The sequence below is a fragment of the Amycolatopsis roodepoortensis genome, from assembly GCF_014873915.1.
In the GTDB taxonomy this organism is placed as follows: Bacteria; Actinomycetota; Actinomycetes; order Mycobacteriales; family Pseudonocardiaceae; genus Amycolatopsis; species Amycolatopsis roodepoortensis.
The window spans coordinates 1,068,777-1,090,071 of record NZ_JADBEJ010000005.1; the positions used below are offsets into that span (position 1 = coordinate 1,068,777).

24 protein-coding genes are annotated in these 21,295 nt (G+C 69.6%); 10 read left to right on the forward strand and 14 right to left on the reverse strand.

What is annotated here, in order from left to right:
* Position 1: 1 nt before the first annotated feature.
* Positions 2-664, reverse strand: coding sequence for a response regulator (locus tag H4W30_RS24310; protein ID WP_192744974.1), 663 nt, complete (start codon positions 662-664; stop codon positions 2-4).
* Positions 661-1,779, reverse strand: a complete 1,119-nt coding sequence (locus H4W30_RS24315; RefSeq protein WP_192744975.1) for a sensor histidine kinase — start codon at positions 1,777-1,779, stop codon at positions 661-663. Before H4W30_RS24315 ends, H4W30_RS24310 begins: the two co-directional genes overlap by 4 nt.
* Positions 1,780-1,850: 71 nt before the next feature.
* Here H4W30_RS24315 and H4W30_RS24320 point away from each other — a divergent pair, with 71 nt between their 5' ends.
* The 4 genes from H4W30_RS24320 (at position 1,851) to H4W30_RS24335 (ending at position 6,172) form a co-directional block, all read left to right on the forward strand.
* Positions 1,851-2,408 (forward strand): Chromate resistance protein ChrB, encoded by a 558-nt coding sequence (locus tag H4W30_RS24320; protein WP_192744976.1) that lies wholly within the window; start codon positions 1,851-1,853, stop codon positions 2,406-2,408.
* Complete coding sequence (locus tag H4W30_RS24325) at positions 2,405-2,827, forward strand: YkvA family protein (protein ID WP_192744977.1); 423 nt, start codon at positions 2,405-2,407, stop codon at positions 2,825-2,827. Before H4W30_RS24320 ends, H4W30_RS24325 begins: the two co-directional genes overlap by 4 nt.
* 350 nt (positions 2,828-3,177) lie before the next feature.
* Entirely contained in the window at positions 3,178-5,427 is a 2,250-nt protein-coding gene (locus H4W30_RS24330; RefSeq protein ID WP_192746797.1) for a PQQ-dependent sugar dehydrogenase, read from the forward strand.
* A gap of 166 nt (positions 5,428-5,593) precedes the next feature.
* Entirely contained in the window at positions 5,594-6,172 is a 579-nt protein-coding gene (locus H4W30_RS24335; protein WP_192744978.1) for a hypothetical protein, read from the forward strand.
* A 2-nt stretch (positions 6,173-6,174) separates the two neighbouring features.
* Here H4W30_RS24335 and H4W30_RS24340 read toward each other — a convergent pair whose 3' ends face one another.
* From H4W30_RS24340 to H4W30_RS24350, 3 genes are all read right to left on the reverse strand, one after another.
* Positions 6,175-6,609: a VOC family protein gene (locus H4W30_RS24340; protein WP_192744979.1), complete on the reverse strand. Its 435-nt coding sequence runs from the start codon at positions 6,607-6,609 to the stop codon at positions 6,175-6,177.
* A complete protein-coding gene (locus tag H4W30_RS24345) occupies positions 6,609-7,595 on the reverse strand; it encodes an aldo/keto reductase (RefSeq protein ID WP_192744980.1) in 987 nt (328 codons plus the stop codon). Before H4W30_RS24345 ends, H4W30_RS24340 begins: the two co-directional genes overlap by 1 nt.
* Before the next feature lie 62 nt (positions 7,596-7,657).
* Positions 7,658-8,212: a cysteine hydrolase family protein gene (locus H4W30_RS24350; RefSeq protein ID WP_192744981.1), complete on the reverse strand. Its 555-nt coding sequence runs from the start codon at positions 8,210-8,212 to the stop codon at positions 7,658-7,660.
* Between the two features lie 94 nt (positions 8,213-8,306).
* On the opposite strand from H4W30_RS24350, the gene H4W30_RS24355 reads away from it, so the two are divergent.
* Complete coding sequence (locus tag H4W30_RS24355; RefSeq protein WP_192746798.1) at positions 8,307-10,115, forward strand: glycoside hydrolase family 5 protein; 1,809 nt, start codon at positions 8,307-8,309, stop codon at positions 10,113-10,115.
* 7 nt (positions 10,116-10,122) lie between these two features.
* On the opposite strand, the gene H4W30_RS24360 is transcribed toward H4W30_RS24355, so the two are convergent.
* The gene (locus tag H4W30_RS24360) at positions 10,123-10,545 is read right to left on the reverse strand and encodes a VOC family protein (RefSeq protein WP_192744982.1); all 423 of its coding nucleotides are present in this window, start codon (positions 10,543-10,545) and stop codon (positions 10,123-10,125) included.
* A gap of 5 nt (positions 10,546-10,550) precedes the next feature.
* Positions 10,551-11,108, reverse strand: a complete 558-nt coding sequence (locus H4W30_RS24365) for a PadR family transcriptional regulator (RefSeq protein WP_192744983.1) — start codon at positions 11,106-11,108, stop codon at positions 10,551-10,553.
* A gap of 124 nt (positions 11,109-11,232) precedes the next feature.
* Between H4W30_RS24365 and H4W30_RS24370 the strand changes: the two genes are divergently transcribed.
* Complete coding sequence (locus H4W30_RS24370; protein ID WP_192744984.1) at positions 11,233-11,616, forward strand: nuclear transport factor 2 family protein; 384 nt, start codon at positions 11,233-11,235, stop codon at positions 11,614-11,616.
* A gap of 292 nt (positions 11,617-11,908) precedes the next feature.
* Here the strand turns inward: H4W30_RS24370 and H4W30_RS24375 are convergent, their stop codons facing one another.
* Complete coding sequence (locus tag H4W30_RS24375; protein WP_192744985.1) at positions 11,909-12,565, reverse strand: DNA alkylation repair protein; 657 nt, start codon at positions 12,563-12,565, stop codon at positions 11,909-11,911.
* Between the two features lie 193 nt (positions 12,566-12,758).
* Between H4W30_RS24375 and H4W30_RS24380 the strand changes: the two genes are divergently transcribed.
* Positions 12,759-13,160 carry an STAS domain-containing protein gene (locus H4W30_RS24380; protein WP_192744986.1) on the forward strand — a complete coding sequence of 134 codons (402 nt, stop codon included), beginning with the start codon at positions 12,759-12,761 and terminating at the stop codon, positions 13,158-13,160.
* 22 nt (positions 13,161-13,182) lie between these two features.
* Positions 13,183-14,421 (forward strand): PucR family transcriptional regulator, encoded by a 1,239-nt coding sequence (locus tag H4W30_RS24385; protein WP_192744987.1) that lies wholly within the window; start codon positions 13,183-13,185, stop codon positions 14,419-14,421.
* A 26-nt stretch (positions 14,422-14,447) separates the two neighbouring features.
* On the opposite strand, the gene H4W30_RS24390 is transcribed toward H4W30_RS24385, so the two are convergent.
* Positions 14,448-14,828, reverse strand: a complete 381-nt coding sequence (locus H4W30_RS24390) for an STAS domain-containing protein (protein WP_225949855.1) — start codon at positions 14,826-14,828, stop codon at positions 14,448-14,450.
* A 43-nt stretch (positions 14,829-14,871) separates the two neighbouring features.
* Positions 14,872-15,060 carry a DUF2795 domain-containing protein gene (locus H4W30_RS24395; protein ID WP_192744988.1) on the reverse strand — a complete coding sequence of 63 codons (189 nt, stop codon included), beginning with the start codon at positions 15,058-15,060 and terminating at the stop codon, positions 14,872-14,874.
* A gap of 118 nt (positions 15,061-15,178) precedes the next feature.
* On the opposite strand from H4W30_RS24395, the gene H4W30_RS24400 reads away from it, so the two are divergent.
* Entirely contained in the window at positions 15,179-16,117 is a 939-nt protein-coding gene (locus H4W30_RS24400) for a universal stress protein (protein WP_192744989.1), read from the forward strand.
* Positions 16,118-16,127: 10 nt separating this feature from the next.
* On the opposite strand, the gene H4W30_RS24405 is transcribed toward H4W30_RS24400, so the two are convergent.
* The gene (locus H4W30_RS24405) at positions 16,128-16,487 is read right to left on the reverse strand and encodes a hypothetical protein (protein WP_192744990.1); all 360 of its coding nucleotides are present in this window, start codon (positions 16,485-16,487) and stop codon (positions 16,128-16,130) included.
* Positions 16,488-16,557: 70 nt separating this feature from the next.
* Between H4W30_RS24405 and H4W30_RS24410 the strand changes: the two genes are divergently transcribed.
* A complete protein-coding gene (locus H4W30_RS24410) occupies positions 16,558-17,661 on the forward strand; it encodes a carboxylate-amine ligase (RefSeq protein WP_192744991.1) in 1,104 nt (367 codons plus the stop codon).
* A 99-nt stretch (positions 17,662-17,760) separates the two neighbouring features.
* Here the strand turns inward: H4W30_RS24410 and H4W30_RS24415 are convergent, their stop codons facing one another.
* The 3 genes from H4W30_RS24415 to H4W30_RS24425 all read right to left on the reverse strand — a co-directional run bounded on the left by H4W30_RS24415 (position 17,761) and on the right by H4W30_RS24425 (position 21,293).
* Positions 17,761-18,207, reverse strand: coding sequence for a DUF6098 family protein (locus tag H4W30_RS24415; protein ID WP_192744992.1), 447 nt, complete (start codon positions 18,205-18,207; stop codon positions 17,761-17,763).
* Between the two features lie 151 nt (positions 18,208-18,358).
* Positions 18,359-19,282, reverse strand: a complete 924-nt coding sequence (locus H4W30_RS24420) for an alpha/beta hydrolase (RefSeq protein ID WP_192744993.1) — start codon at positions 19,280-19,282, stop codon at positions 18,359-18,361.
* Positions 19,269-21,293 (reverse strand): CocE/NonD family hydrolase, encoded by a 2,025-nt coding sequence (locus tag H4W30_RS24425; protein WP_192744994.1) that lies wholly within the window; start codon positions 21,291-21,293, stop codon positions 19,269-19,271. Before H4W30_RS24425 ends, H4W30_RS24420 begins: the two co-directional genes overlap by 14 nt.
* Between the last annotated feature and the right edge of the window lie 2 nt (positions 21,294-21,295).

The window sequence follows — 21,295 nt, forward strand, 5'->3', positions numbered from 1 at the left end:
TTCAGGTGGCGAGGCCGTGCCGGAAGGCGTAGATGACCGCCTGGACCCGGTCGCGGAGCCCGAGTTTGGCGAGCATGCGCGACACGAACGTCTTGACGGTCTCCTGGCTGATCATGAGGGTCGCGGCGATCTCGCTGTTGGAGAGGCCGTCCGCGATGAGGCGGAGCACCTCCAGTTCCCGGGGAGTCAGCGGACCGCCGTCCGGGTCCTGCTCCTCCGGGGGCCGGATCCGGGCGGCGTATCTGCCCACCAGCTGCCGGGTCACCTCGGGATCCAGCAGGGCCGCGCCGTCGGCCACGGTGCGGATCCCGTGCAGCAGCCGGTCGGGCGGGGTGTCCTTGAGCAGGAACCCGCTCGCACCGGCGCGCAACGCCCGGTAGACGTACTCGTCGAGATTGAACGTGGTCACCACCAGCACCTTGCCGGGCTCGGCCACACCGGCTCCCGCCAGCAGGCGGGTGGCCTCGATACCGTCGAGCACCGGCATGCGGACGTCCATCACGACGACGTCCGGGCGCAACCGGGCGGCGAGGTCGACCGCGGTCCGGCCGTCGCCGCATTCGCCCGCCACCTCGAGATCGGGCTGGGCGCCGATGATGGTCACCAGCCCGGTGCGGACGAGCATCTGGTCGTCGCAGACCAGCACCCGGGTCGGCGCGGTCACGACGGGCTCCCCGCGGGGATGCGGGCGCGGACGGAGAACCCGCCGTCGCCTCGGCGGCCCGCGCTGAATTCGCCGTTCAGACGGTCGATCCGTTCCCGGAGCCCGGCGAGGCCCCGGCCGCCGCCCGTGGATTCCGTGATGGACAAGGACTCCTCCGTGTCCACCGCGACGGTGATCTCCCCATCTCCGTGGTGCACCAGCACCGAGGTGCGGCTGCCGCGCGCGTGTTTCAGCGCGTTGGTCAACGCCTCCTGCACGACGCGGTAGGCCACCGGGCCGGCGTCCCCCGCCGCGGGCTCGCCCTGTTCGGAGAACTCCACCGGCTGCCCCGCCCGGCGGGTGCGCTCCACGAGGGTCGGGATCGCTTCGGCGCCGTGGCCCGGGTCGATCACGTCGAGCAGATGACGCAGGTCGGTGATGGCCCGCCGCCCGGTGTCGGCGACGGCGGTCAGGCTCTGATCGAGTGGCGCGTCGGTCAGGTACCGGGCCGCTTCGGCCTGCACGACCATCGCAGTCACGTGATGGGTCACGACGTCGTGGAGTTCGGCGGCGATACGGGCGCGTTCGGCCGTTCGCGTCTCTTCGGCGACGCGGAGCCGTCGTTCCTCTTCCGCGGCCCGGCTGGACCGCAGCCACGTCCCGATCCCCCACGCCAGCACCAGCGCGAGATAGAAGGTCACGTACCCCGAGACGGGCTCCGTCCCGCCGAGCGAAGCGAACGCGATCGCCGTCGCGAGGTAGACCGCCGAGAACGCGATCGCCACCACGCGGCGGTGCCGGTCCAGCCGGAGGCCCACGGTCAGCAAGGCGATCGGCAGCGCCGTGCCCGCGACCGAGTGGTAACCCCCGAACTGGTCGATGGCGAAACCGAGTGACACCACCGCGAAACAGGCCACCGGCCACCGGGCGCACACCACGAGCGGGACGCACTGAAGGGCGATCCCAGCCACGGCCAAGAGATCGTACGGGCGGTTCGGCATCCCGCCGAACTGCGTGCCGTGGCTCTGCAGCGCCGGGAGCAGCGATCCGGCGAAAAGGGTCAAGGCCACCGGGAGATACCAGACCGGGCCGGACAGCCGACGCCACTGCTCCGAGACCCGCCTAAGGGAGACCACGAAGCGGATCCTATTCCGAACGGGTGAATGGCCCGCACGCCAGCTCGATGTTACGGATGTAACATGCCGATGTGACAGATGATTCGCGCGAGGAGGGCTGGCTGGTGATCAGCGTGTCCACCGCCGGCGGCCCGGACTCGCTACGTGTCCAGGTCTGGCGCAAACTCCGCTCCCTCGGCGCGCTCTACCTGCAGCAATCGGTGTGCCTGCTCCCCGCGCGAGCGGAGGTGGCGCGGGAGGTACGCCGTCTCGCCGACCGGGTCCGCCATCAAGGCGGGACGGCGCGCGTGCTGCCGATGGCGTTCACCGACCCGTCCGAGGAAGAGGCGGTGATCGCCGAACTGAACGAGGCGCGAGACGCCGAGTACGCCGAAGTCCTCGAACGGCTTCCCGAACTGCGACGGGAACTCGCGGACGAACAGGCTCGCGGCAACGCCACCTATGCGGAAGTCGAGGAATCCGAAGCCGACTTGAACCGGTTCCGCGGCTGGCTGGGCAAGATCACCGCCCGCGACTATTTCGCCGCTCCGGGCGGTCAGGAGGCCCGCGCCGCGGTCGAGCAGGCCGCGGTCGAACTCGCCGCCTTCGAGGAAGCCGCTCTGCGCGCCGAAGCCCCCGGGCCACGATGACCGGATCGTTCTGGTGGGATCTGCTGCTCGGCCTCGCCGCTGCGCTGCTCGTGGCCTGGCTCGCGCTCGTCGTGGCACTCGTCATCGCCCGGCCGCGGGGCGGACTGCTCCGCGAGGCGCTGCGGCTGCTGCCCGACGTGCTGCGGCTGATCCGCCGTCTAGCCGCGGACGAGACGCTGCCGCGCGGCGTGCGGATCAGGCTCACGCTGCTGCTGGTCTACCTCGCCCTTCCCCTCGATCTCGTCCCGGATTTCATCCCCGTTCTTGGTTATGCCGACGACGCCATCATCGTCACCGTCGTGCTGCGTGGCGTCGTCCGCCGTGCCGGGCTCGACGCCGTCCGCGCGCACTGGCCCGGCACCGATGACGGCTTCGGCGCGCTCGCCCGGCTGACCGGGTTGCCCGCCGCCACGGGCTGAGGTAGGCACGCCCCCGTCCTCCGCGTAGCGGTGCGACCTGACTGTGTGGATTTTGGTGCGTTGGATGACCGGAAATCCACACGGTCTCCACAGCGGTCCCCGCTGCGCGGGCGAGCAAGGGACCTTTGCTCTCGTTTCTCTCGATGTTGAGACAAGTGGTGGCAAAGGTCCCTTGCTCCCCTCAGCGTCGTGTGCACGTCTTCTGGCAGACGCGTAACAACTTCCGGCCTCCACACGGCATACCCGAGAGCCGTCTTTTTCCGGCCGGTCCCCGCGCAGGAGGAGTTCGTGTGCTGACTTCCCGTCGTTTCCCGTTCCCCCGAAGATCACGGCGCGCGCTGGCGGTGGGCGTGGTCGGCCCGCTGGCCGCCGCGCTCGCGGTCGGTCTCGTCACCGTCGCACCCGCCGAAGCCGCGGTGCCGGCCGGATTCACCGATACGGTGGCGATCGGTGGGCTCAGCTCGCCGACGGCCACCGCGTTCGCGCCGGACGGCCGGGTGTTCGTCGCCGAAAAGAGCGGTCTGGTCAAGGTGTTCGACTCGCTCGCCGACTCGACGGCGACGGTGTTCGCCGATCTCCGTACGCAGACCCAGGACTTCTGGGATCGCGGCCTGCTGGGGCTCGCCGTCGATCCCGCTTTTCCCGCCAGGCCATACGTTTACGTCTCCTACACCCTCGACGCGGAACCCGGCGGGACCGCGCCGCGATGGGGTGACACCTGCCCGACCCCGCCGGGCGCGACGGACAAGGGTTGCGTCGTGACCGGCCGGGTCTCGCAGCTGGCGATGGGTCCGGCGGGCACGGCCGTCAGCGAAAAACCTCTGGTCACGGGCTGGTGCCAGCAGTACCCCAGCCACTCGGTCGGCGCGCTCGCCTTCGGCCCGGACGGTGCCTTGTACGCCGGCGGCGGTGATGGCGCCAGCTTCACTTTCGCCGACTACGGCCAGGCAGGGAACCCGTGCGCCGATCCGCCTTCACCCGCCGGGACGAACCTCGCGCCACCGACGGCGGAGGGCGGCGCGCTGCGTTCGCAGTCGCCGCGGCGACCGGCCGGGCAGCCGGTCCTGCTCAACGGCACGGTGCTGCGCATCGACCCCGACACCGGCGAAGGCGTCCCCGGAAACCCCTTCGCGAACAGCGCCGACGCCAACGCCCGGCGCGTGATCGCCTACGGCTCGCGGAACCAGTTCCGGTTCGGCTTCCGTCCGGGCACCGGCGAGCTCTGGGCGGGCGACGTCGGCTGGGACACCTGGGAGGAGATCAACCGCGTCGCCGACGTCGGCGACGGCGTGGCGGAGAACTTCGGCTGGCCCTGCTTCGAAGGCAACGCCAGGCAGGCCGGGTACGACGGCGCGAACCTCGACCGCTGCGAGTCCCTGTACTCCGCAGGCGGGCACTCCGCCCCGTACTACGCCTACAACCACCGCGCCAAGGTGGTGGCGAGCGATCCCTGCCCCACCGGAGGCTCGTCGATCAGCGGGATCGCGTTCGAATCCGGCAGCAACTACCCCGCCGAGTACGCCGGCGCGCTGTTCTTCTCCGACTCGTCCCGTGGCTGCGTCTGGGCCATGCAGACCGTCGGCGGCCAGCCGAGCCCGAACCGTCTCGTACCGTTCGTGACCGGTGCCAACGTCCCGGTGCAGGTGCTCACCGGGCCGGGCGGTGACCTGTTCTACGTCGCGCTGGGCAGCGGCGAACTCCGTCGCGTGAGCCACCCCGGCGGCACCAACCGGCCGCCTTCCGCGGTGGCGACGGCGAATCCGACGAGCGGGCCCGCTCCGCTGACCGTGCGATTCGACGGCACCTCGTCCACCGATCCGGACGCCGGGGACACCCTGTCCTACGCCTGGGATCTCGACGCGGACGGCGCGTACGACGACTCGTCGGCCGCCGGCCCCACCTGGACCTACACCGCGGCCGCCGCCGTCGACGCCGGATTGCGGGTGACGGACTCCCACGGCGCGAGCGCGACCACGACGGTGCGGGTGACCGTCGGCAACCCGGAGGGCCTCGACCCGGTGCCGGTCATCGACAACCCGGCGGGCACGCTGACCTGGTCCGTCGGCCAGAACGTGTCCTTCTCCGGCCGCGCCGTCGACGCCCAGGACGGGCAACTCCCGGCATCGGCGCTCTCGTGGCGGCTCGCGATCCGGCATTGCGCGACCAACGGCACCTGCCACACGCACAACGTCCAGGACTTCCCGGGCGTCGCGGCGGGCTCGTTCGTCGCGCCGGACCACGACTACCCGTCGTACCTTCAGCTGACGCTCACCGCGACCGACTCGACCGGCCGGACCGGCAGCAAGACGGTCGACCTCCAGCCGAAGACGGTGTCGCTGAACTTCACTTCCAATCCCAGCCAGGCGATGCTGACCGTCGGCGGCACGCAGCAGCGCACACCGTTCTCCCGGACGGTGATCGCCGGATCCACCAATTCGATCAGCGCGGACAGCCCGCAGAACCTGCCGCCGCTCAACCTGAAGTACGCCTACACCGGCTGGGCGCACGGCGGCGCGCGGACGCAGAACATCATCGCGCCGGGTACGTCCACGACCTACCAGGCGAAGTACCGGCTCTGCTGGCTGCTGCAACCCTGCTGAGGCCACGGCGGGTTCGCGCGTCCGTCGCGCGAACCCGCCGGAAGCACGCTTTTCTCTGTCGCGGAACACCTTTCGCGGCGACCGTAAGATCTCCGAAAGGGTCGGAACCCACCCCGGAAACACCTCGTCGGATCGCCGATCCAGATCCGCACGAAAGGTGAATCCGATGACCTATCCAGGACTGCCCGAACCGCGGAACACCCAGCCGCCGACCGTCAAACCCGGTGTCGCCATCGGGATCCTGGTCGCGGTGATCGCGCTGGTCGCCTTCTGCGTCACCGCGTTCGCCGCACCCGGCTTCCTGCTGCGCAAGGGACCAGGGATCTCGCTGCCCGTCCCGCCCACCAATACGACGACCACCACGTCCCCCACGAGCACCACGGAAAGCCCGAGCAGCACGAGGGTCAGCCGTCCGAGGATCACCATCACCAGGCGCCCGGCCCGGCCGCCCGAAAAGGGTGTTCAGGTGATCGCGGACTTCCTCGCCAAGATCGCCGCCGGGGACAAGCCGTCGGCGATCGCGCTGGCCTGCGAGGCACAGAAGAGGTTCATGGACGACAAGATCGATTCCCTGCTCCCGCTGGGTTCACGCGTTCAAGTGACGACCACCAGCGGGACGTCCAAATTCGTCTTGGCCGACGTCGCCGGAGTCGCCAAAGGACGGTCCGCCAGGGGCACCGTGATCGCGGATCGCACGGCGGACGGCGGCTTCTGCGTCACGACGTTCAGTATTCGCGCCGCCTGAGGTCAGTCGAGACAGAACTCGTTGCCCTCGATGTCCTGCATGACGATGCACGACTCGTTCTCCCCGTCGGCGAGCATGACCCGCTCGCAGACCGCGCCGAGCGCCTCCAGACGGGTGCGTTCGGACTGGAGGGCGGCGAGCCGCTCCTCCCCCACGAGCCCGGTGCCCGCCCGCACGCAGAGATGCACGCGGTTCTTGACGACCTTGCCTTCGGGAACACGCTGGAAGTACAGCCGCGGGCCGACGCCCGTCGGGTCACTGCAGGCGAAGCTGGCGTCCTGCTGCTCGGGCGGCAGCGTGCCGTTGTAGTCGTCCCAGGTGGCGAACCCCTCCGGCGGCGACGGCACGACATAGCCGAGCACCTCGCACCAAAAACGGGCGAGACGCTCGGGTTTCGCGCAGTCGAACGTGACCTGGACCTGTTTCACCGACACCATCAGACCACCCTAATCGCTGTCGAACGGATCAAACCCGCGGCCCGCAGATCGGCCCAGACCTGCGCGGGGACCTCCGCGGCGAAGGACTCCACGTTGCGTCTCGCCTCTTCGGCGGACCGCATCCCGACCGCGATGCCGGCGACGGCCGGGTGCTGGAGCGGAAACGCCATGGCCGCTTGGGGAAGCGTCACGCCGTGCGCCTCGCACACGTCGGCGATCCGGTTCGCCCGCTCCACGACTTCCGGTGCGGCGGTCTCGTAGTCGAAGTGCGCTCCCTCGGCCGGCCGGGGCACGGCGAGCAGCCCGGAGTTGAAGACCGACGCCGCGATCACCGAGACACCGCGTTCCTCGCACGCGGGCAGGAAGGTGTCGAGCGCGCTGTGATCGAGCAGCGTGTGGCAGCCGGACTGCATGATCACGTCGACATCGGTCTCCCTGACCAAAGTGGTCAGCATGGCCGTGTCGTACATGCCTGCCCCGATCGCACCGACGATCCCCTCCGACCGCAGCTCCGCGAGGGCCGGATAACCGTCGCGCAGCGCGTCGTCGAAGTACTCCTCGGCGTCGTGCAGGTACAGCACGTCGATCCGGTCGAGGCCCATGCGCATCAAGGAATCCTCGACGCCGCGCCGGATCCCGTCGCGGGTGAAGTCCCGTACGCGACGGTGCGCCGCGGGGACGTGGAAGCCCGCCGGATCCATCTTCCCTGCCGGATCCTGGGGTACCAGCAGACGGCCGACCTTCGTCGACAGGACGAACGAATCACGCGGCCGCGAGCGCAGGAACTCGCCGATACGGCGTTCGGAATGCCCGATCCCGTAATGCGGTGACGTGTCGTAGTACCGGATCCCGCCGTCCCACGCCGCGGCAAGCGCTCCCGCCGCGGTCTCGTCGTCCAGTGGCGCGAACAACCCGCCGAGCGGCCCGCCGCCGAAGCCCAGCCGCGTCACCTCGACATCGGTGCGCCCGAGTCGCTTCGTCTCCATAGCCGCCCACTTGATCATGTCGGCGACCACGGTGCCACATCGGGGCCGTCCGGTCCCGCGATTTATCCGCCGTCGACGAGCCACTCCGCGCACGAGACGACCTCGAAGCCCCGGCTCGGGAACACCTTGTCGACGAAGAAGCCGTGCATCGCCGGATCACCGTCGGCGCAACCGTCACGCAGCACTGTCACGTGATAGCCGCGGTCCGCCGCGTCGTAGGCCGTCGCGGCCACCATGGCGCTGGTCGCGACTCCGGCGATCGCGATCGTGCCGACGCCCCGGGCGCGGAGCACCAGATCGAGATCCGTGCCGGCGAACGCCCCGGCACGGCGTTTCAGCACGACCACGTCCTCGTCGGCGACCGGCAGATCGATCTCCGTCCCCGCCGAACCCTCGTGGAAGGTGTCCCCCGCGTCGTGGAACGACTCGAACAGCGCGTTCCCCGGCGGGAGGTCGGCTCCGTTGCGCCGCAAGGCGAAGTGGACGAACACGACGAGCGCGCCGGCCGCCCGCGCACGCGGCAGCAGGCTCCTGATCGGCGGCAGGACTGTTCCGGTGAACGGGTAGTTGCCGGTGATGCCTCGCTGGAGGTCACCGATGATCAGCGCGGTGGTCATGAGCGGAAGCTACCCGATCGTCCGTATACAACCGGCCGCGTGACTGGCTAGCCTCCGCCGGGTGAGGATCAAGAGTGCGCTGCTCGCCGCCCTGATGATCGCCGGGATCGTGGTCCCCTCGCCCGCCGTGGCCAGTGTGGACCCATCGGGTTGGGTGGCTCCGCTGAGCACGCGCGGCCGCTACATCGTCGACGCGGCGGGCGACCGGTTCAAGCTGAAGGCCGCCAACTGGCACGGCGCGAGCGGCACGTGGACCGGCTCGGGCGACGTGAACGATCCGGCCACGCACCACGCCGGCGAGATCGCCTACCAGACCCCGCTCGGGCTGGACCGGGCCCCGATCGACAAGATCATCGACGGGCTGGCGGAGCTGGGCCTCAACAGCGTCCGGCTGCCCTTCTCCAACGCGATGATCCACGACACCAGGCCGGTCCCCGATCTCCCGGCGAACCCGGAGCTGCGCGGCCTCACCCCGTTGCAGGTCTACGACCGCGTCGTCGCGCGGCTGACCGCACGCGGGTTCGCGGTGATCCTCAACAACCACACCACGACCTCCCGCTGGTGCTGTGGTCTCGACGGCAACGAGCGCTGGAACACCGCGCAGACCGAGCAGCAGTGGCAGGACGACTGGCTGTTCATGGCGCGCCGCTACGCCTCGAACAAACGAGTGGCCGGTGCCGATCTCTACAACGAGGTGCGCCGCGACGTCTTCGACGATCCCAACTGGGGCTGGGGAAACGGCACGGACTGGCAACGCGCGAGCCAGCGGGTGGCCGACCGGATCCTGACCGAGGCCAATCCCGATCTGCTGCTCATCGTCGAGGGCATCAACTGGACCGGCCTGCCCGTGGACGGCCTTCCCCACGGCAGGCCCACGCTGGAGCCCGCCCGCACGCTGTCGCATACGCTCGTGGACTCCGGGAAACTGGTCTACGCCGCACATTTCTACGGGTACACCGGGCCGAACCATTCCGGGGCGACCGGCACCGGCGAGACCCACGATCCGCGCTACCGCGACCTTTCGCCGCAAGAACTGCGTGATGTCCTTTACCGACAGGCGTTCTTCGTCTCGGCGGAGACCGGCAAGCATTACACCGCACCACTCTGGATCAGCGAGTTCGGCGAAGGGCGGCACACCACCGACGCGGCGAGCCGGGCCTGGTTCGAGAATTTCGTCGGCTATCTCGCGGAGACCGACACCGACTTCGCCTACTGGCCCGCTGTCGGGTTCCACGAGGGCGACACGGGCAACGGCTGGTCCTTGCTGTCGTGGGACACCGCGGGCCGACGCGCCGACGTGCTCGACGGCACGGACTGGCGTGGCCCAGCGTGGCGGCGGCTGGTGAGCGCTCCTTCCCGCTCCGGACGAATCCCCGAGGCCGAACGCTGGTCCATGCTGAACCTCGACCACGCGGATTTCCAGGCCTCGCGCAAGGTTCGCGCGATGACGGACTGGAATCCGGGCGCGCGCAAGGGAGTCTGCCCCGACGGCCAGCAGCTCACCGGCCTTTCCCATACCGGGAACCGGGGGTTGTGCACCGGCAGGCTCGCCGTCCCGGCGGGCTACGCCGTGGTCCGCGATGAGACCCATGTGGACACCGACTGGGCATCCGGTTACACCAAGGTGCAATGCCCGCCCGAGCACGCCGCGGTGGGCTACAGCGTCACCGGCGCGGCGTTCTCCGCGCTCCTGTGCGGTAAGTCGGCCACTCCGCTCGGCAGGACCGGCCGGACGGTCTGGTTCGACCGCGGCGACAACCGGCCGTCCGGAAGTCCCGGCGGTGATTTCGCGTCGGGCCGCTACAAAGGCCAATGCGCGCCGGGCGAGTACGTCGCCGGTGTGGCGTACACCGGCCGCGTCGGCTCGAATCGCACTCCTGACGCGCTGCTGTGCCGCGCCTGAGCGCGTTTCAGGCGACGAAGATGCAGAACGGATGCCCCGCCGGGTCCGCGTAGACGCGCAAGGGTTCCACCGGGTCTTCGCTGCGGTCGTACCGGAGCCGTCCGCCGAGTTCGAGGACGCGGGCGTGCTGCGCGTCGAGGTCCTCGACCGAGTCCACGGTCAGGTCCAGATGCAGTTGCTGGGGCACCGGTCCGGCGTCCGGCCAGCTCGCTTCGTCCAGCCGGTCGACCTGCTGGAAGGCGAGTTGCGCCCCGCCGTCCGGGTTGCGCAGGACCAGCCAATCCTTGTCCTCGGTGCCGGGCGGGGGCGCTTCGTCCCCCGGGCGGTAGTTCCACACCAGCAGCCGCCGGTAGAACTCCGCCAGCTCACGGACGTCCGTGCCGTCCAGTACCACCTGACGGAACTTCGGACCCGTTTTCCGGTCACCCAAGCCGATCACCCTCCATCACGCCGGTCGAGCACCGCGAGTACCCGTTCACACCAGCGAATATTCTCCTGTTCGAACGCGATCCCGCGCGCGAGGGTCAGATACGGCCCGACGCGGGGCGCCGTGGCAAGGAAATCGGTTTCCGCGGACTCGCCGAGCAGACGCTCACGAAGACGCTCGAACCGCTTGAGTTTCGTCTCGGCGACGGCCATCCTGTCCGCGACCGCGCGCCGGACGGCCTTGTCGTCGCCTGCCTCCAGCGCCTGGACCTGGACCAGCAGCTCGTCGCGGATCGCGGTCGGCTTCGGCGCCCGCGTGGTGAATTCGGCGAGCTCGGCCGCACCCGCGTCGGTCAAGGAGAAGAGCCGCTTGTTGGGGCGCCGCCGCTGTTCGACGACTCGCGCGGCCACGAGCCCCTGCGACTCCATCTTGTCCAGCTCGCGGTAGAGCTGCTGCGGGGTCGCGGTCCAGAAGTTGGCGACCGACGCGTTGAAGCTCTTCGCCAGGTCGTAGCCCGAGGACTCGCCGTCCAGGAGCGTCGCGAGGATCGCGTTCCGCAGCGCCATGGCGCGATGATAGTGCCGCGCGGATTAGTCGCAAAGTTGATTAGGCACTTTGGTGGACAGTGGCGTGGCGATCACCTACGCTCGGCGACGTCTACTCAACAAGTTGACTATGAGGAGATCGCCCATGCCCACGTTCCGTGAAGCGGTCGAAGCGAAGGACGCCGCCGCGATCGAGGCGCTGCTCGCCGACGACGTGGTCTTCACCAGCCCGGTCGCGTTCAAGCCCTACCAGGGGAAGGCGATCACCGCGGCGATCCTGCGCGGCGTGCTGCGCGTGTTCGAGGACTTCCGCTACGTCCGCGAGATCCAGGACGGCGCGCACCACGTGTACGAGTTCGTAGCGACCGTCGACGGGCTGGAGATCAACGGCTGCGACATCCTGACCTTCGACGGCGAGGGCAAGATCACCGACTTCAAGGTGATGGTCCGGCCGTTGCGGGCGGCCGAGGCGCTCGCGGCGCGGATGGGTGCCCAGTTCGAGGCCATCAAGGCGGACGCGCTCGGCTGAAGCAACCTCAATCGTCCATAAGGGACGCTCTTTGCGATGAAGTCGCCCGATTTCGGGCATCTTGCGCGACTGGCGAACCGGATCATCGACAGGTACGGAAAAGGTGGCGTGTCGCGAAAGCCACTTTCGCAACGTTGAAGGTTGGGAAAGTGGCTTTCGCGACGTCAGCGGGCCTGCCCCGGCGACTTGGAGGCGTGTCCCGAAAGCCACTTTCGCGACGTCCAGTGTCCCGAAAGTGGCTTTCGCGACACGAACGCCGACGAAGCCGCGAGCGGACCACCCGCCCCTGGAATCACGCCTGCCGTCGCACCATCTCGGCGATCCAGACAGGCGCGAACGGCGAAGTGCAGTTCGGCGGGGTCGGATAGTCCTTGAGCACTTCGAGGCGCTCCCCGATGCCGATCGCCCGCGCGCGGTGCTCCGGGTGGTCGATCCCGATCTGCGCCAGGCAGTGGTTCATCGCCCACTGCAGGCGATCCGGCGCGGTCTTCATCTCCGCTTCGATGACGTCGAGCAGCCGGGCGAGATCGAGCCCCTCGGGCTTCTTCGCCACGCGTTCGGTGGTCAGGGCCCAGCCGGCGCTCGCGACCACCGGGTCCGGATCGGCGGACCATGCCAGACGCAGCTCCTCGGCGTGCGGGTTCTTCTTGACCACGTAGTTCACGAGCCAGTCGTGCACCTTCGGGGTCCGCGCCTCGCGCACCATGCGGTCCAGCTCGTCGCGGTCGAACGCCTTCGGGCGGCAGATCAGCAGCGCGAGCAGCTTCGCCGCCGTGTCGTCCGTTTCCCACAGCTCGCGCGCGAGCTCCTGCTGGGTTTTCAGCCGCTTCGCGAGCGCACGGAGCTTGCCGAGGTTCACCCCGTGGTCGTCACCGTGTTTCTCGTTCACCTGCCGTGCGCGCGGGTCTTCGAGCGCGGCCAGTTCGGCCATCACCTCGGCTGTCGTCATTTCGGCCTCCCGTGCCGTCAGCCTACGAGCCGGAGGGTGTGACGACCTGCCGGGCACCGCTCACCCGGCGTGCCGGGCCACAAGGCTGCTACGGTTGACCCGTCGCGGTTCAGACACCAGCCGCCGGGTCCCTCTTCCGGGTCTGGCATGCCCAACGGGCAGCAGCCGGCCCCCAAACCGGCAAGGAGTCAACTTGACCGATTACCGCGCTCCTACTTCTTACCCGGCACGCTCGACGCGGAGGTTCGTGTCCTCGCTCGACATCTCGATCACCGCTTCCGCCGAAGACACGGTGGTCACCGTATGCGGTGAAATCGATCTCGGCGTCTCGGACGACCTGCGCCGTGCGCTGGACGAGGAGCTCCGTTTCCAGCCGTCGGCGCTGATCGCGGATCTGTCCGCGGTCAGCTTCTGTGATTCGTCCGGCTTCACCGTCCTGGTCCAGATCCGGGCGAAGGCCGAAGAAGCGGGCGTTCCGTTCATCCTGGTCACCCAGGAGCGTGCCTTGCTGCGCCCGATGGCGCTGCTCGGTCTCGACGCCGTCTTCACTGTGCACCCGACCCTCGATTCGGCACGGGACATGCTCACTCGCTGATCACCTGTCATGATGGGCGGTTGTGACGAGTGACAAGGGCCTCCGTATCGGCGGACGCCCGCTTGCCGAACGGCTGACCTCAGGCCTGCCGTCGCTCACCAGGACGGTGCTCGCCGAGATCGTCTCCCGGATCCCGGAGTACGGGCTGTTACCCGCCGAGGAACTCAGCGGCGACATCACCCGGGTGATCGAGCAGAATCTGCGCTCGTTCATCGACACTCTGCGCACCGGGTCCACGCCGACGCGGGAGGAGCTCGGCCTCCTCCGCGAGTCGGCGGCCCGGCGCGCGGAGGAGGGCATCCCGATCGACATCGTGCTCACCGCGTACCACATCGGCGTCCAGGTGGTCTGGGCGTCACTGACACCGGACGCCCGCCCCGACGAGGTCGCCGACGTCCTGGCCGTGAACGCGCTGACCCTGCGATACCTCGAAGTGGTCACCCCCGCCGTCGGCGCCGGGTACCTCGACGAGCGGCAGACGATGTTCGATGACGAACGGTCGGCCCGGCATACCGTGCTTTCCGCGCTGCTCGACGGTGAACCCGCGGAGGTCGCGGCGGGACAGGCCGGGCTGCGGCTGCCGCCGTGCTACGTCGTCCTGGCGGCGTCGGTCGGGGCACATCCGGACGAGGTGATCGACGGGGTCGACCCGCTGGTCGCCGGGCGCCGGAAGCTCCGGCGGCTGAGGGTCGAACTGGAGCGCCAGATCCGGGGCACCGTCCTGACCTCGCTCACCCCTGAAGGCGGAATCGCCTTACTGCCGCACGAAACCCCGGCCGGCGAACTGTCCACACGGGACTGGGCGCGGCTGGAACGCGTCCTCGCCGACGTCGCCCGTACCGCGGGCGCGGAGGTCGTCGCCGGGGCCGCCGTGGCGGAACCGGCCGGTGTGCCGGAGGCGGCGAAGCTCGCGCAGGACGTGCTCGCCGTCGCCATCGGATCCGGGCGGCCGCCTGGGCTCTACCGGCTCGACGACGTCCTGCTCGAATACCAGCTCTCCCGTCCCGGGCCGGCACTCGACCGGCTGGCCTCCAGGCTGGCGCCGCTGGACGGCAACGAGGAACTCCTGCAGACGCTGGAGACCTTCCTTCGCCGGGGAGGTCGCCGTCAGACCGCCGCCGCCCTGCACGTCCACCCCAACACGGTCGATTACCGGCTGCGCCGGATCGCCGACCTCACCGGCCTGGATCCGACCCGGCTCGAACACGTCGCACTGGTGAGCGCGGCGCTCGCCGCTCGCAGGACGCCTGGCCGTGCTTGACCTTTGTGACGCGTCACCAACGGCCGCTACAAGATGTTGAGGTCCTGGCCGTCACGGAGGTCGAGCAGCCGACGGGCGGAACGGCATTCACCGGGGAAGACGAAGAGGAGCGTGCTCGATTCCTCGGCGAGCAGCTGCGCTCTTTCGAGCACCCGGATACCCGTCGCGCCGAAGAACTCGACTTCGGACAGGTTGAGGATCACCTTGGTCCCGCTGCCGTGGAGCCGCTGACTCAGCATTTCCCACAGCCTCGGGGCGGTGCCGAGGTCGACCGCGCCGTTCGCCTTGACCACGGCCGTCCCCCTGGTCGGCCTGCTCACGTGCAGCCGGAGACGACCGGGGGCTTCAGGTGTCACCCGGTGGGCGCGCTTCTCGTCAAGCGCGCGGGGCGTTGACAAGGAGGTCATGAGTGGAAGTACCCCGGCACCGCGTCCGATGAAACGGTCGGCCTTACTTCGCGAGCTCCTTGTTCACGCCGCTCGGGCCTTCGTACTCTCGGTCGGGAAGGTTCCGCAACAGGTCGAGCGTCCGGTCATCGGCGCCGTTGCCTTCGGCGGCCCGGACGAGATCGTCCCTGCCCGCCGGGTAGTCGACTCCCGAGAGGCACTTCTGGATTTCGATCGGGTTCGCGTCGCTCACGGTTTCTCCTCGCTTCCGATGGGCTGTCCCCACCGCTTACCCGGCGAACGGCCGCGGAAACGCCGCGCTTGAAGACCGCCTGGAGCGGGTACCACCACGGCGTCGGAGGTGATGTTCCATGTCCGCTGCACAGAGCGGTACCGGGCCGGTGGTGACCGGTTTCGACGGGTCGCCCGAAGCGCGCCGCGCCGTCCGCTGGGCGGTCGCCGAGGCGAAGACGCGTGACCTGGGCCTGGTCCTCGCGTATTGCACCCGTGACCGGCTTCCGCCGCCCGGCTCGGACCCGGTCGCGGCACCGTTGAACGAAGCGGTCCCCCAGGCCGCCGACGAGGCCGCGGAAGTGGAGCCCGCCCGACGGCAACTCGCTTCGATGGCCGAGGCCCTCAAGCGCTCCGACCCGAGCCTCGACGTCCGCACGGTCGTCCGCGGCGGTACGCCGGAGGAGGTCCTGACCTCGGTCGCGGACGAGGTGGACGCGGCGATGATCGTGCTGGGTGAATCCCACACCGGGTTGTTCACCAGGGCGGTCCTCGGCTCCACCGAATCGGGCGTGACCAAGAACGCCGGACGTCCCGTCGTGGTCGTACGCGGCGAAGAGCCTCCGCCGGGCGGGCCGGTGATCCTCGGTACCGACGGCTCGGAGCAGAGCGCGCAGGCGGCCGGGTTCGCGTTCGATTTCGCGGCCCGGCACGGGCTCACCGTGCACGCGGTGCACGTCGCGCGGATGCCGATCTGGGGGCCGGCGAGCGAGCCCCTGCTCGGCGGTCCGGTATTGGATCCGGCGCCCGGTCTCCCCCAGGAGGTCGCCGACGAACTCGTCGCGCGGCAGCTCGAACCATGGCGGGAGCGCTATCCGGACGTCGCCGTGGAGATGGTGCACGGGGTGGGGCCTGCCGCGCAGGCGTTGACCGTGCAGTCCAGTGAAGCAGCCCTTCTGGTGCTGGGCCGGAGCGATCACGGCGATCTGCGCCGCCTGCTGCTGGGTTCGGTCAGTGACGACGCGCTGCACCACGCGCACTGTCCGGTGGCGGTGGTCCGCGCTCAACCGGTCAGCTGAGCACGGAGCGTCACGAAGAGGCGAGCTCTCCGAGTGTTCGCTGGGAGACGCGCAGTTCGGCGGCCATCAGAAGGCCGCCGGTACGAGCCTGCGCGAGCGCGTAGCCGACCTCGGAGACCTTGTCCCATGCCTCGGCAGGCGTCTCCCCCGCGCCCACCTCGCCGGCCAGCAGGCTCGCTTCGAGTTGCTTCTGCAAGCCCGGCAGGACATTGGCGAGGTCGTCGGTGAGCCGCTGCAACGCCCCGATGGTGCGGCAGAGGTCGGCGGGCGAGGCGGGCTCGTCGTCCCGCAGCCTGGTGTACAGGTGGCGGACGACCGACCCGGCCTGTGCGGCCAGCAGGTACGGCGGCTCCTCCGGCTTCGGTGTCATGCCGTGAAATACCCCGTCCACGACCTGCGAAAACAAGTTTGTGCCGGGAGGGCCGGGGGTATCAGCGGTTGTGAACAAGGACGTACTCACCTTCGGGGTCGAGGAAGAGTTCTTCGTGGTGGACCGGGCCGGTCACCTCGCCCCGGCGGGCGACGCCGTCGTGGACGCCGCGGACGACGACGAGGAGCAGGGCGAACTCCAGCAGGAGCTCACCCTCTCCCAGGCCGAATCGGCCACCGGTATCTGCACGACCCATGACGAGGCGGAGCGGCAGCTGACGACGATGCGGGCGGAACTGGCCCAGGCCGCCGCCCGGCGGGGCTGCCGCCTGCTGCCCAGCGGGAGCGCACCGCTCGCGGAAACATCCTTGCCCGCCATCACCCCGAATCCGCGCTATGAGCGGATGTCCGAACATTTCGGGGCGACCGCGCGGACGTCGCACACCTGCGGCTGTCATGTCCACATCGCGGTCCCCGACCGGGAAACCGGGATCCGGGTGATCAACCACGTCCGGCCCTTCCTGCCCGCGCTGCTGACGGTGACCGCCAATTCCGCGATCTGCGACGGGTACGACACCGGGTACGCCAGCTGGCGCTACCAGCAGTGGAACCGCTGGCCGTCGGCCGGTTCACCGCCGCTGTTCACCTCGCTGGACCACTACGAAAGCATCGTCGACGCCTGGCTCCGGGCGGGCGCCATCCTCGATCGCGCGATGGTCTACTGGGACGTCCGGCTTTCCGAGAAGCAGCCGACGGTGGAGTTCCGGCTGGGCGACGTCGCGGCCACCCCCGGCGAAGCGGTGCTGCTCGGGGTGCTGATCCGGGGGCTGGTCGGCACGATCCTCGCGACGGAGGAGGATCCCTCACCGCTGTCCAACGAGGTCCTGCGGGCGCAGATCTGGCGTGCGTCCCGGGAAGGGATTTCCGGCCGCTGCCCGCATTTCCGGACCGGCGACCTCGCCCCGGCGAGCGACGTGCTCGACGACGTCGTCACCTTCGCGGCCGGTGCCCTCGAAGAGACGGGCGACCTCGATCTCGTCCGCGACGGCTGCGACCGGCTCGCCGCCGAAGGCAGCGGGGCGGACCGGCAACGGGCCCGGTTCGAGAAGCGGCGACGCGCGGAAGACGTCGTGGACCTCCTGGCGGTCCGGCCGGCGCCGTGTTCAAAGGCGTAACTCGCGTGATCGAACGCGTAACTCACGTGATTGGAGGCGTAACTCGCGAGTTACGCCTCCAATCACGCATGTGTCGCCTTCGATCACGCGAGTGACGCATCAGGTCCTGCCCAGTTCGGGCGGGCGGCGCAAGGGACCCCAGTCCGCGTCGCGCTGGGCCCTGTCGCGCAGCAGATCGCGGGCTTCGCCGAGGACCGCGGTGGAGATCCTTCCGACGGGTTCGGGGTCGGTCAGCAGCGGCTCGTTGTCCGGCCCCGAGCCGACGACCCGGCCCGCCAGTACCCAGGGCTTGGTGTCGCGACGGCGTTCGTGCCGGAGGTGGCAGTAGTCGTAAAGCCGCCTGGCCAGCCAGAGTTCGAGGGGCTGGTCGCGCCACCACGGTTCCGGGTCGAGCGGGTTCACCGAGAGTCCGGGCAGTTCCGCGCCGGTGAGCTCGTCCAGGCTCGTACCGGGACGGTGCTCGGGAGTCGGCGCCCACCGGACGTACAGTCCTTTTCGCCGCCGGACCAGAGCGGCGAGCTCCTCCAGTGATTCCAGCTGCTGCATCGAGCGCTCCTGTACGACGGATGGACACGGTGACCGGCGCGCCGACGTCCCTGCCCCGCCGGGGTTGCCCACGCCGGTCCACCTCACAGCCGGCGGACGTACAACCTCGCTGCACCGGCCGTTGCCTTCCGGTTACCCGCTCTTCACGCGGCTACACCATTCTCACGAGCGCTCGATCCACGAGATGCGCGATCTCTTCCAGCGCCAGCTTCGCTTCGGGGATCGAGGCCAGCATCCACGCGTGGATCATGCCCTCGTACTCGTGGTAGCTCAGCGGCACTCCCTGCTCAGTGCACAGCGTGTGGAGCCGCCGGGCGTCGGAGAGGAGGACGTCCTTGGTTCCGATGTAGACCGTCAGCGCGCCGAGTCCGGAAAGGTCGCCCGACAACGGGGTGAGCCGCGGATCGGTACGCGGCAGCTCTCCGCTGTAGAGCCTCGCGGCCTCGTTCAGACCGGTGAGCGCGAGGTACGGGTCACGCTCGTCCAGCGCGGGTTGCGCCGGATGGCTCATCGTCAGGTCCAGCCACGGGGACAACAGGACGGTCTCCTTGGGCACCGGCCTCCCTTCGTCCCGCAGCGCCTTGGTGAGCGCCAGCGCGATCCCGGCGCCGGCGGAGTCCCCCATCACGATCTGCTCCTCCGGGTCGGCGCCCGCGGAGAACCCGTCGTAGGCACGGCGGACGAACGCCGTGGTCTCCGGGCACTGATGGTCCGGGGCCAGCGGATAGATCGGCACGGTGACCGAGCAGCCGGTGCGGTCGATCAGCCGCCCGAAGAACCGCCAGTGGTCGTGCTGGATCTGGTGCACGTAGGCGCCGCCGTGGAAATACAGCACCTTCTTGCCGTCCCCGCCGCCGGGCGGCTTGATGGTGTAGCAGGGCCGTCCGTCCACTTCGGACCGGTGGACGTCGAACCGGCGCCTGATCGAGCGGATCGGCCCGCGATCTCCCTTCGCCTGGCTGCTTTCGATGCTCCGGCGGAACCGGTCGAGCTCGGCGTAGGTGCGCTTCCGCTTGGTGAGGCGCAGCCACGCGAGCAGCGCCTTCGCCGGAAGACTCGTCTTAGACCTGATCACGGGGAACCGTCCGATGCCAGTTGCGGGAGAACGTCCGTCGCTCGCCTTCGTAGGCGTCGAGCTGCGCGTCGATGACGAACTCGGTGGGGGTGCAGGAAACGCGGGTTCGGGTCTCGGACCTCGCTTCCCACTCCCCGCGGGCGAAAGTCATCGACCAGGACGTCTCCGCCACCGGGGAGCAGAAGTCGTCGGCCACCCACGAATAGCGCTCGAAGACGTTCCTGGTGACGTCCAGATCGATGTCTTCGAACCGGACCTTGCCCTCGTTCTTGACGATGTCGAGCGCGGACCGGTAGTCGATCAGGTCACGCGAGACGGTCCAGCGCTGCTCACCGGGCTCGATCTGGGTCGCGGGCAGCGGTTCCGTCCCTTCGGGCTCGTCGAACGGCCGCGCCGGGACCTCGTCGGCCTCCGCCATCGGCCGCACCGGCAGCGTGACCGAACTCCGTCCCGTGTGGACGGTCACCATCGCCGGTTCCGGCGGCGGCCACGCCAGCGGCCAGTACGACGACGAGAGCGACAGCCGGATGCGGTGCCCGGCGGGGAACGCCTGCGCGACGGCGTTGAGCTCGACGCGCACCCGGTACCGCTTGCCCGGTTCGAGCGGCTCCGGTTCGTCGTGCCCGTCGCGGTGGGTCAGGTTCAGCAGCCCGTAGGTCACCCGGGTCGCCCTGCCGTCCGGCGCGACGTCGGACAGCCGGACGGCGACCTGCGCCACCGGTTTGTCCGCGGAGACCTCCAGGTCCACCACCGGCGAACCGAGGATCTCACACGACTCGGTGAGTTCGTCGGTATCGAAGACGAGCGAGCCGCCGTCCTCTTCCCGCTGGTCGTAGGGCAGATCCGGCGGAGCGCTGTAGGAAGCCCACTTCCCGGCGAACTGGCCGACCGAGAGCGGCGACTCCACCGACAGGTTCTCCTCCGGGACGTCCTCACCCGGCCGGGCGATCCGGTGCCGGGCGAGCCGGTGCTCGGACGGGCGTACATGTGGCGAAGGCCAGGACGGCTCGCCCACCCAGCGGCCGGGCCGGTCCTCGTACGAGGTCGACGGCGGCACGCTGTCCTGCATCCAGGTCTGGAGCATCGGCCCGTCCATGACGCCGTTCTCGACGTCCTTCAGCCAGTGGTCCCACCAGCGGACCAGCTCCTGCAGATAGCCGATCGCGGGGCCGGGCCGCCCGAGATGCGGGTACTTGTGGGACCACGGGCCGATCAGCCCGCGCCGCGGCACGTCGAGATTGGCCAGCAGCCGCGAGACCGCGTTCGAGTAGCCGTCCGCCCAGCCGCTGGAGGCGAGGACCGGTACCTGGATGTCGCTGTAGTTATCGCAGACCGACGCGTGCCGCCAGTAGTCGTCCCGGCGCTGGTGGCTCAGCCATTCGCCGGCCCAGAGACCGCAGTTCTCCAGCCGTTCGTTCCACAGCTCGCGCCACCGTTCACCCGCCAGCGCGGGGTCGGGCGGCAACGTGGCGTAGGCGAACATCGTGGAGGCTTCGGCGACGTTGTCCGAGAGCAGACAGCCACCCATGTAGTGCATGTCGTCGGCGTAGCGGTCGTCGGTGAACGACGAGATCGCGATCGCGTTCAGGCTCGGCGGTTTGCGCGCCGCCACCTGCAACGCAGCGAACCCGCCCCACGAGATCCCCATCATGCCGGTCCGGCCGGAACACCACGGCTGCGCGGCGATCCACTCCAGGACGTCCTCGGCGTCGAGTTGCTCCCGTTCGAGGTACTCGTCGGCGAGAACACCCTCCGACTCCCCCGAACCCCGGATGTCGACGCGGACACAGGCGTAGCCGTGCCCGGCGAGGTACGGATGGTGCACGGAGTCCCGCACCGAGGTCAGGTCGCGGTGGCGGTACGGGATGTACTCCAGGATCGCGGGGACCGGCTCACCGTCCGAAGCGACCGGCCGCCAGATCCGGGCCGACAGCCGGACACCGTCGGACACCGGGATCCAGACATGGTCCTCCTCGGTGATCTCGTACGGCAGCGAGGCCACCGTCCGCATGG

Bases quoted from the DNA above. Each gene is read 5' to 3' on its own strand.
- H4W30_RS24325 (WP_192744977.1), top strand. From the start codon at position 2,405: ATGACCGGATCGTTCTGGTGGGATCTGCTGCTCGGCCTCGCCGCTGCG.
- H4W30_RS24335 (WP_192744978.1), top strand. From the start codon at position 5,594: ATGACCTATCCAGGACTGCCCGAACCGCGGAACACCCAGCCGCCGACC.
- H4W30_RS24340 (WP_192744979.1), bottom strand. From the start codon at position 6,609: ATGGTGTCGGTGAAACAGGTCCAGGTCACGTTCGACTGCGCGAAACCC.
- H4W30_RS24345 (WP_192744980.1), bottom strand. From the start codon at position 7,595: ATGGAGACGAAGCGACTCGGGCGCACCGATGTCGAGGTGACGCGGCTG.
- H4W30_RS24350 (WP_192744981.1), bottom strand. From the start codon at position 8,212: ATGACCACCGCGCTGATCATCGGTGACCTCCAGCGAGGCATCACCGGC.
- H4W30_RS24355 (WP_192746798.1), top strand. From the start codon at position 8,307: ATGATCGCCGGGATCGTGGTCCCCTCGCCCGCCGTGGCCAGTGTGGAC.
- H4W30_RS24365 (WP_192744983.1), bottom strand. From the start codon at position 11,108: ATGGCGCTGCGGAACGCGATCCTCGCGACGCTCCTGGACGGCGAGTCC.
- H4W30_RS24370 (WP_192744984.1), top strand. From the start codon at position 11,233: ATGCCCACGTTCCGTGAAGCGGTCGAAGCGAAGGACGCCGCCGCGATC.
- H4W30_RS24375 (WP_192744985.1), bottom strand. From the start codon at position 12,565: ATGACGACAGCCGAGGTGATGGCCGAACTGGCCGCGCTCGAAGACCCG.
- H4W30_RS24390 (WP_225949855.1), bottom strand. From the start codon at position 14,828: ATGACCTCCTTGTCAACGCCCCGCGCGCTTGACGAGAAGCGCGCCCAC.
- H4W30_RS24400 (WP_192744989.1), top strand. From the start codon at position 15,179: ATGTCCGCTGCACAGAGCGGTACCGGGCCGGTGGTGACCGGTTTCGAC.
- H4W30_RS24405 (WP_192744990.1), bottom strand. From the start codon at position 16,487: ATGACACCGAAGCCGGAGGAGCCGCCGTACCTGCTGGCCGCACAGGCC.
- H4W30_RS24415 (WP_192744992.1), bottom strand. From the start codon at position 18,207: ATGCAGCAGCTGGAATCACTGGAGGAGCTCGCCGCTCTGGTCCGGCGG.
- H4W30_RS24425 (WP_192744994.1), bottom strand. From the start codon at position 21,293: ATGCGGACGGTGGCCTCGCTGCCGTACGAGATCACCGAGGAGGACCAT.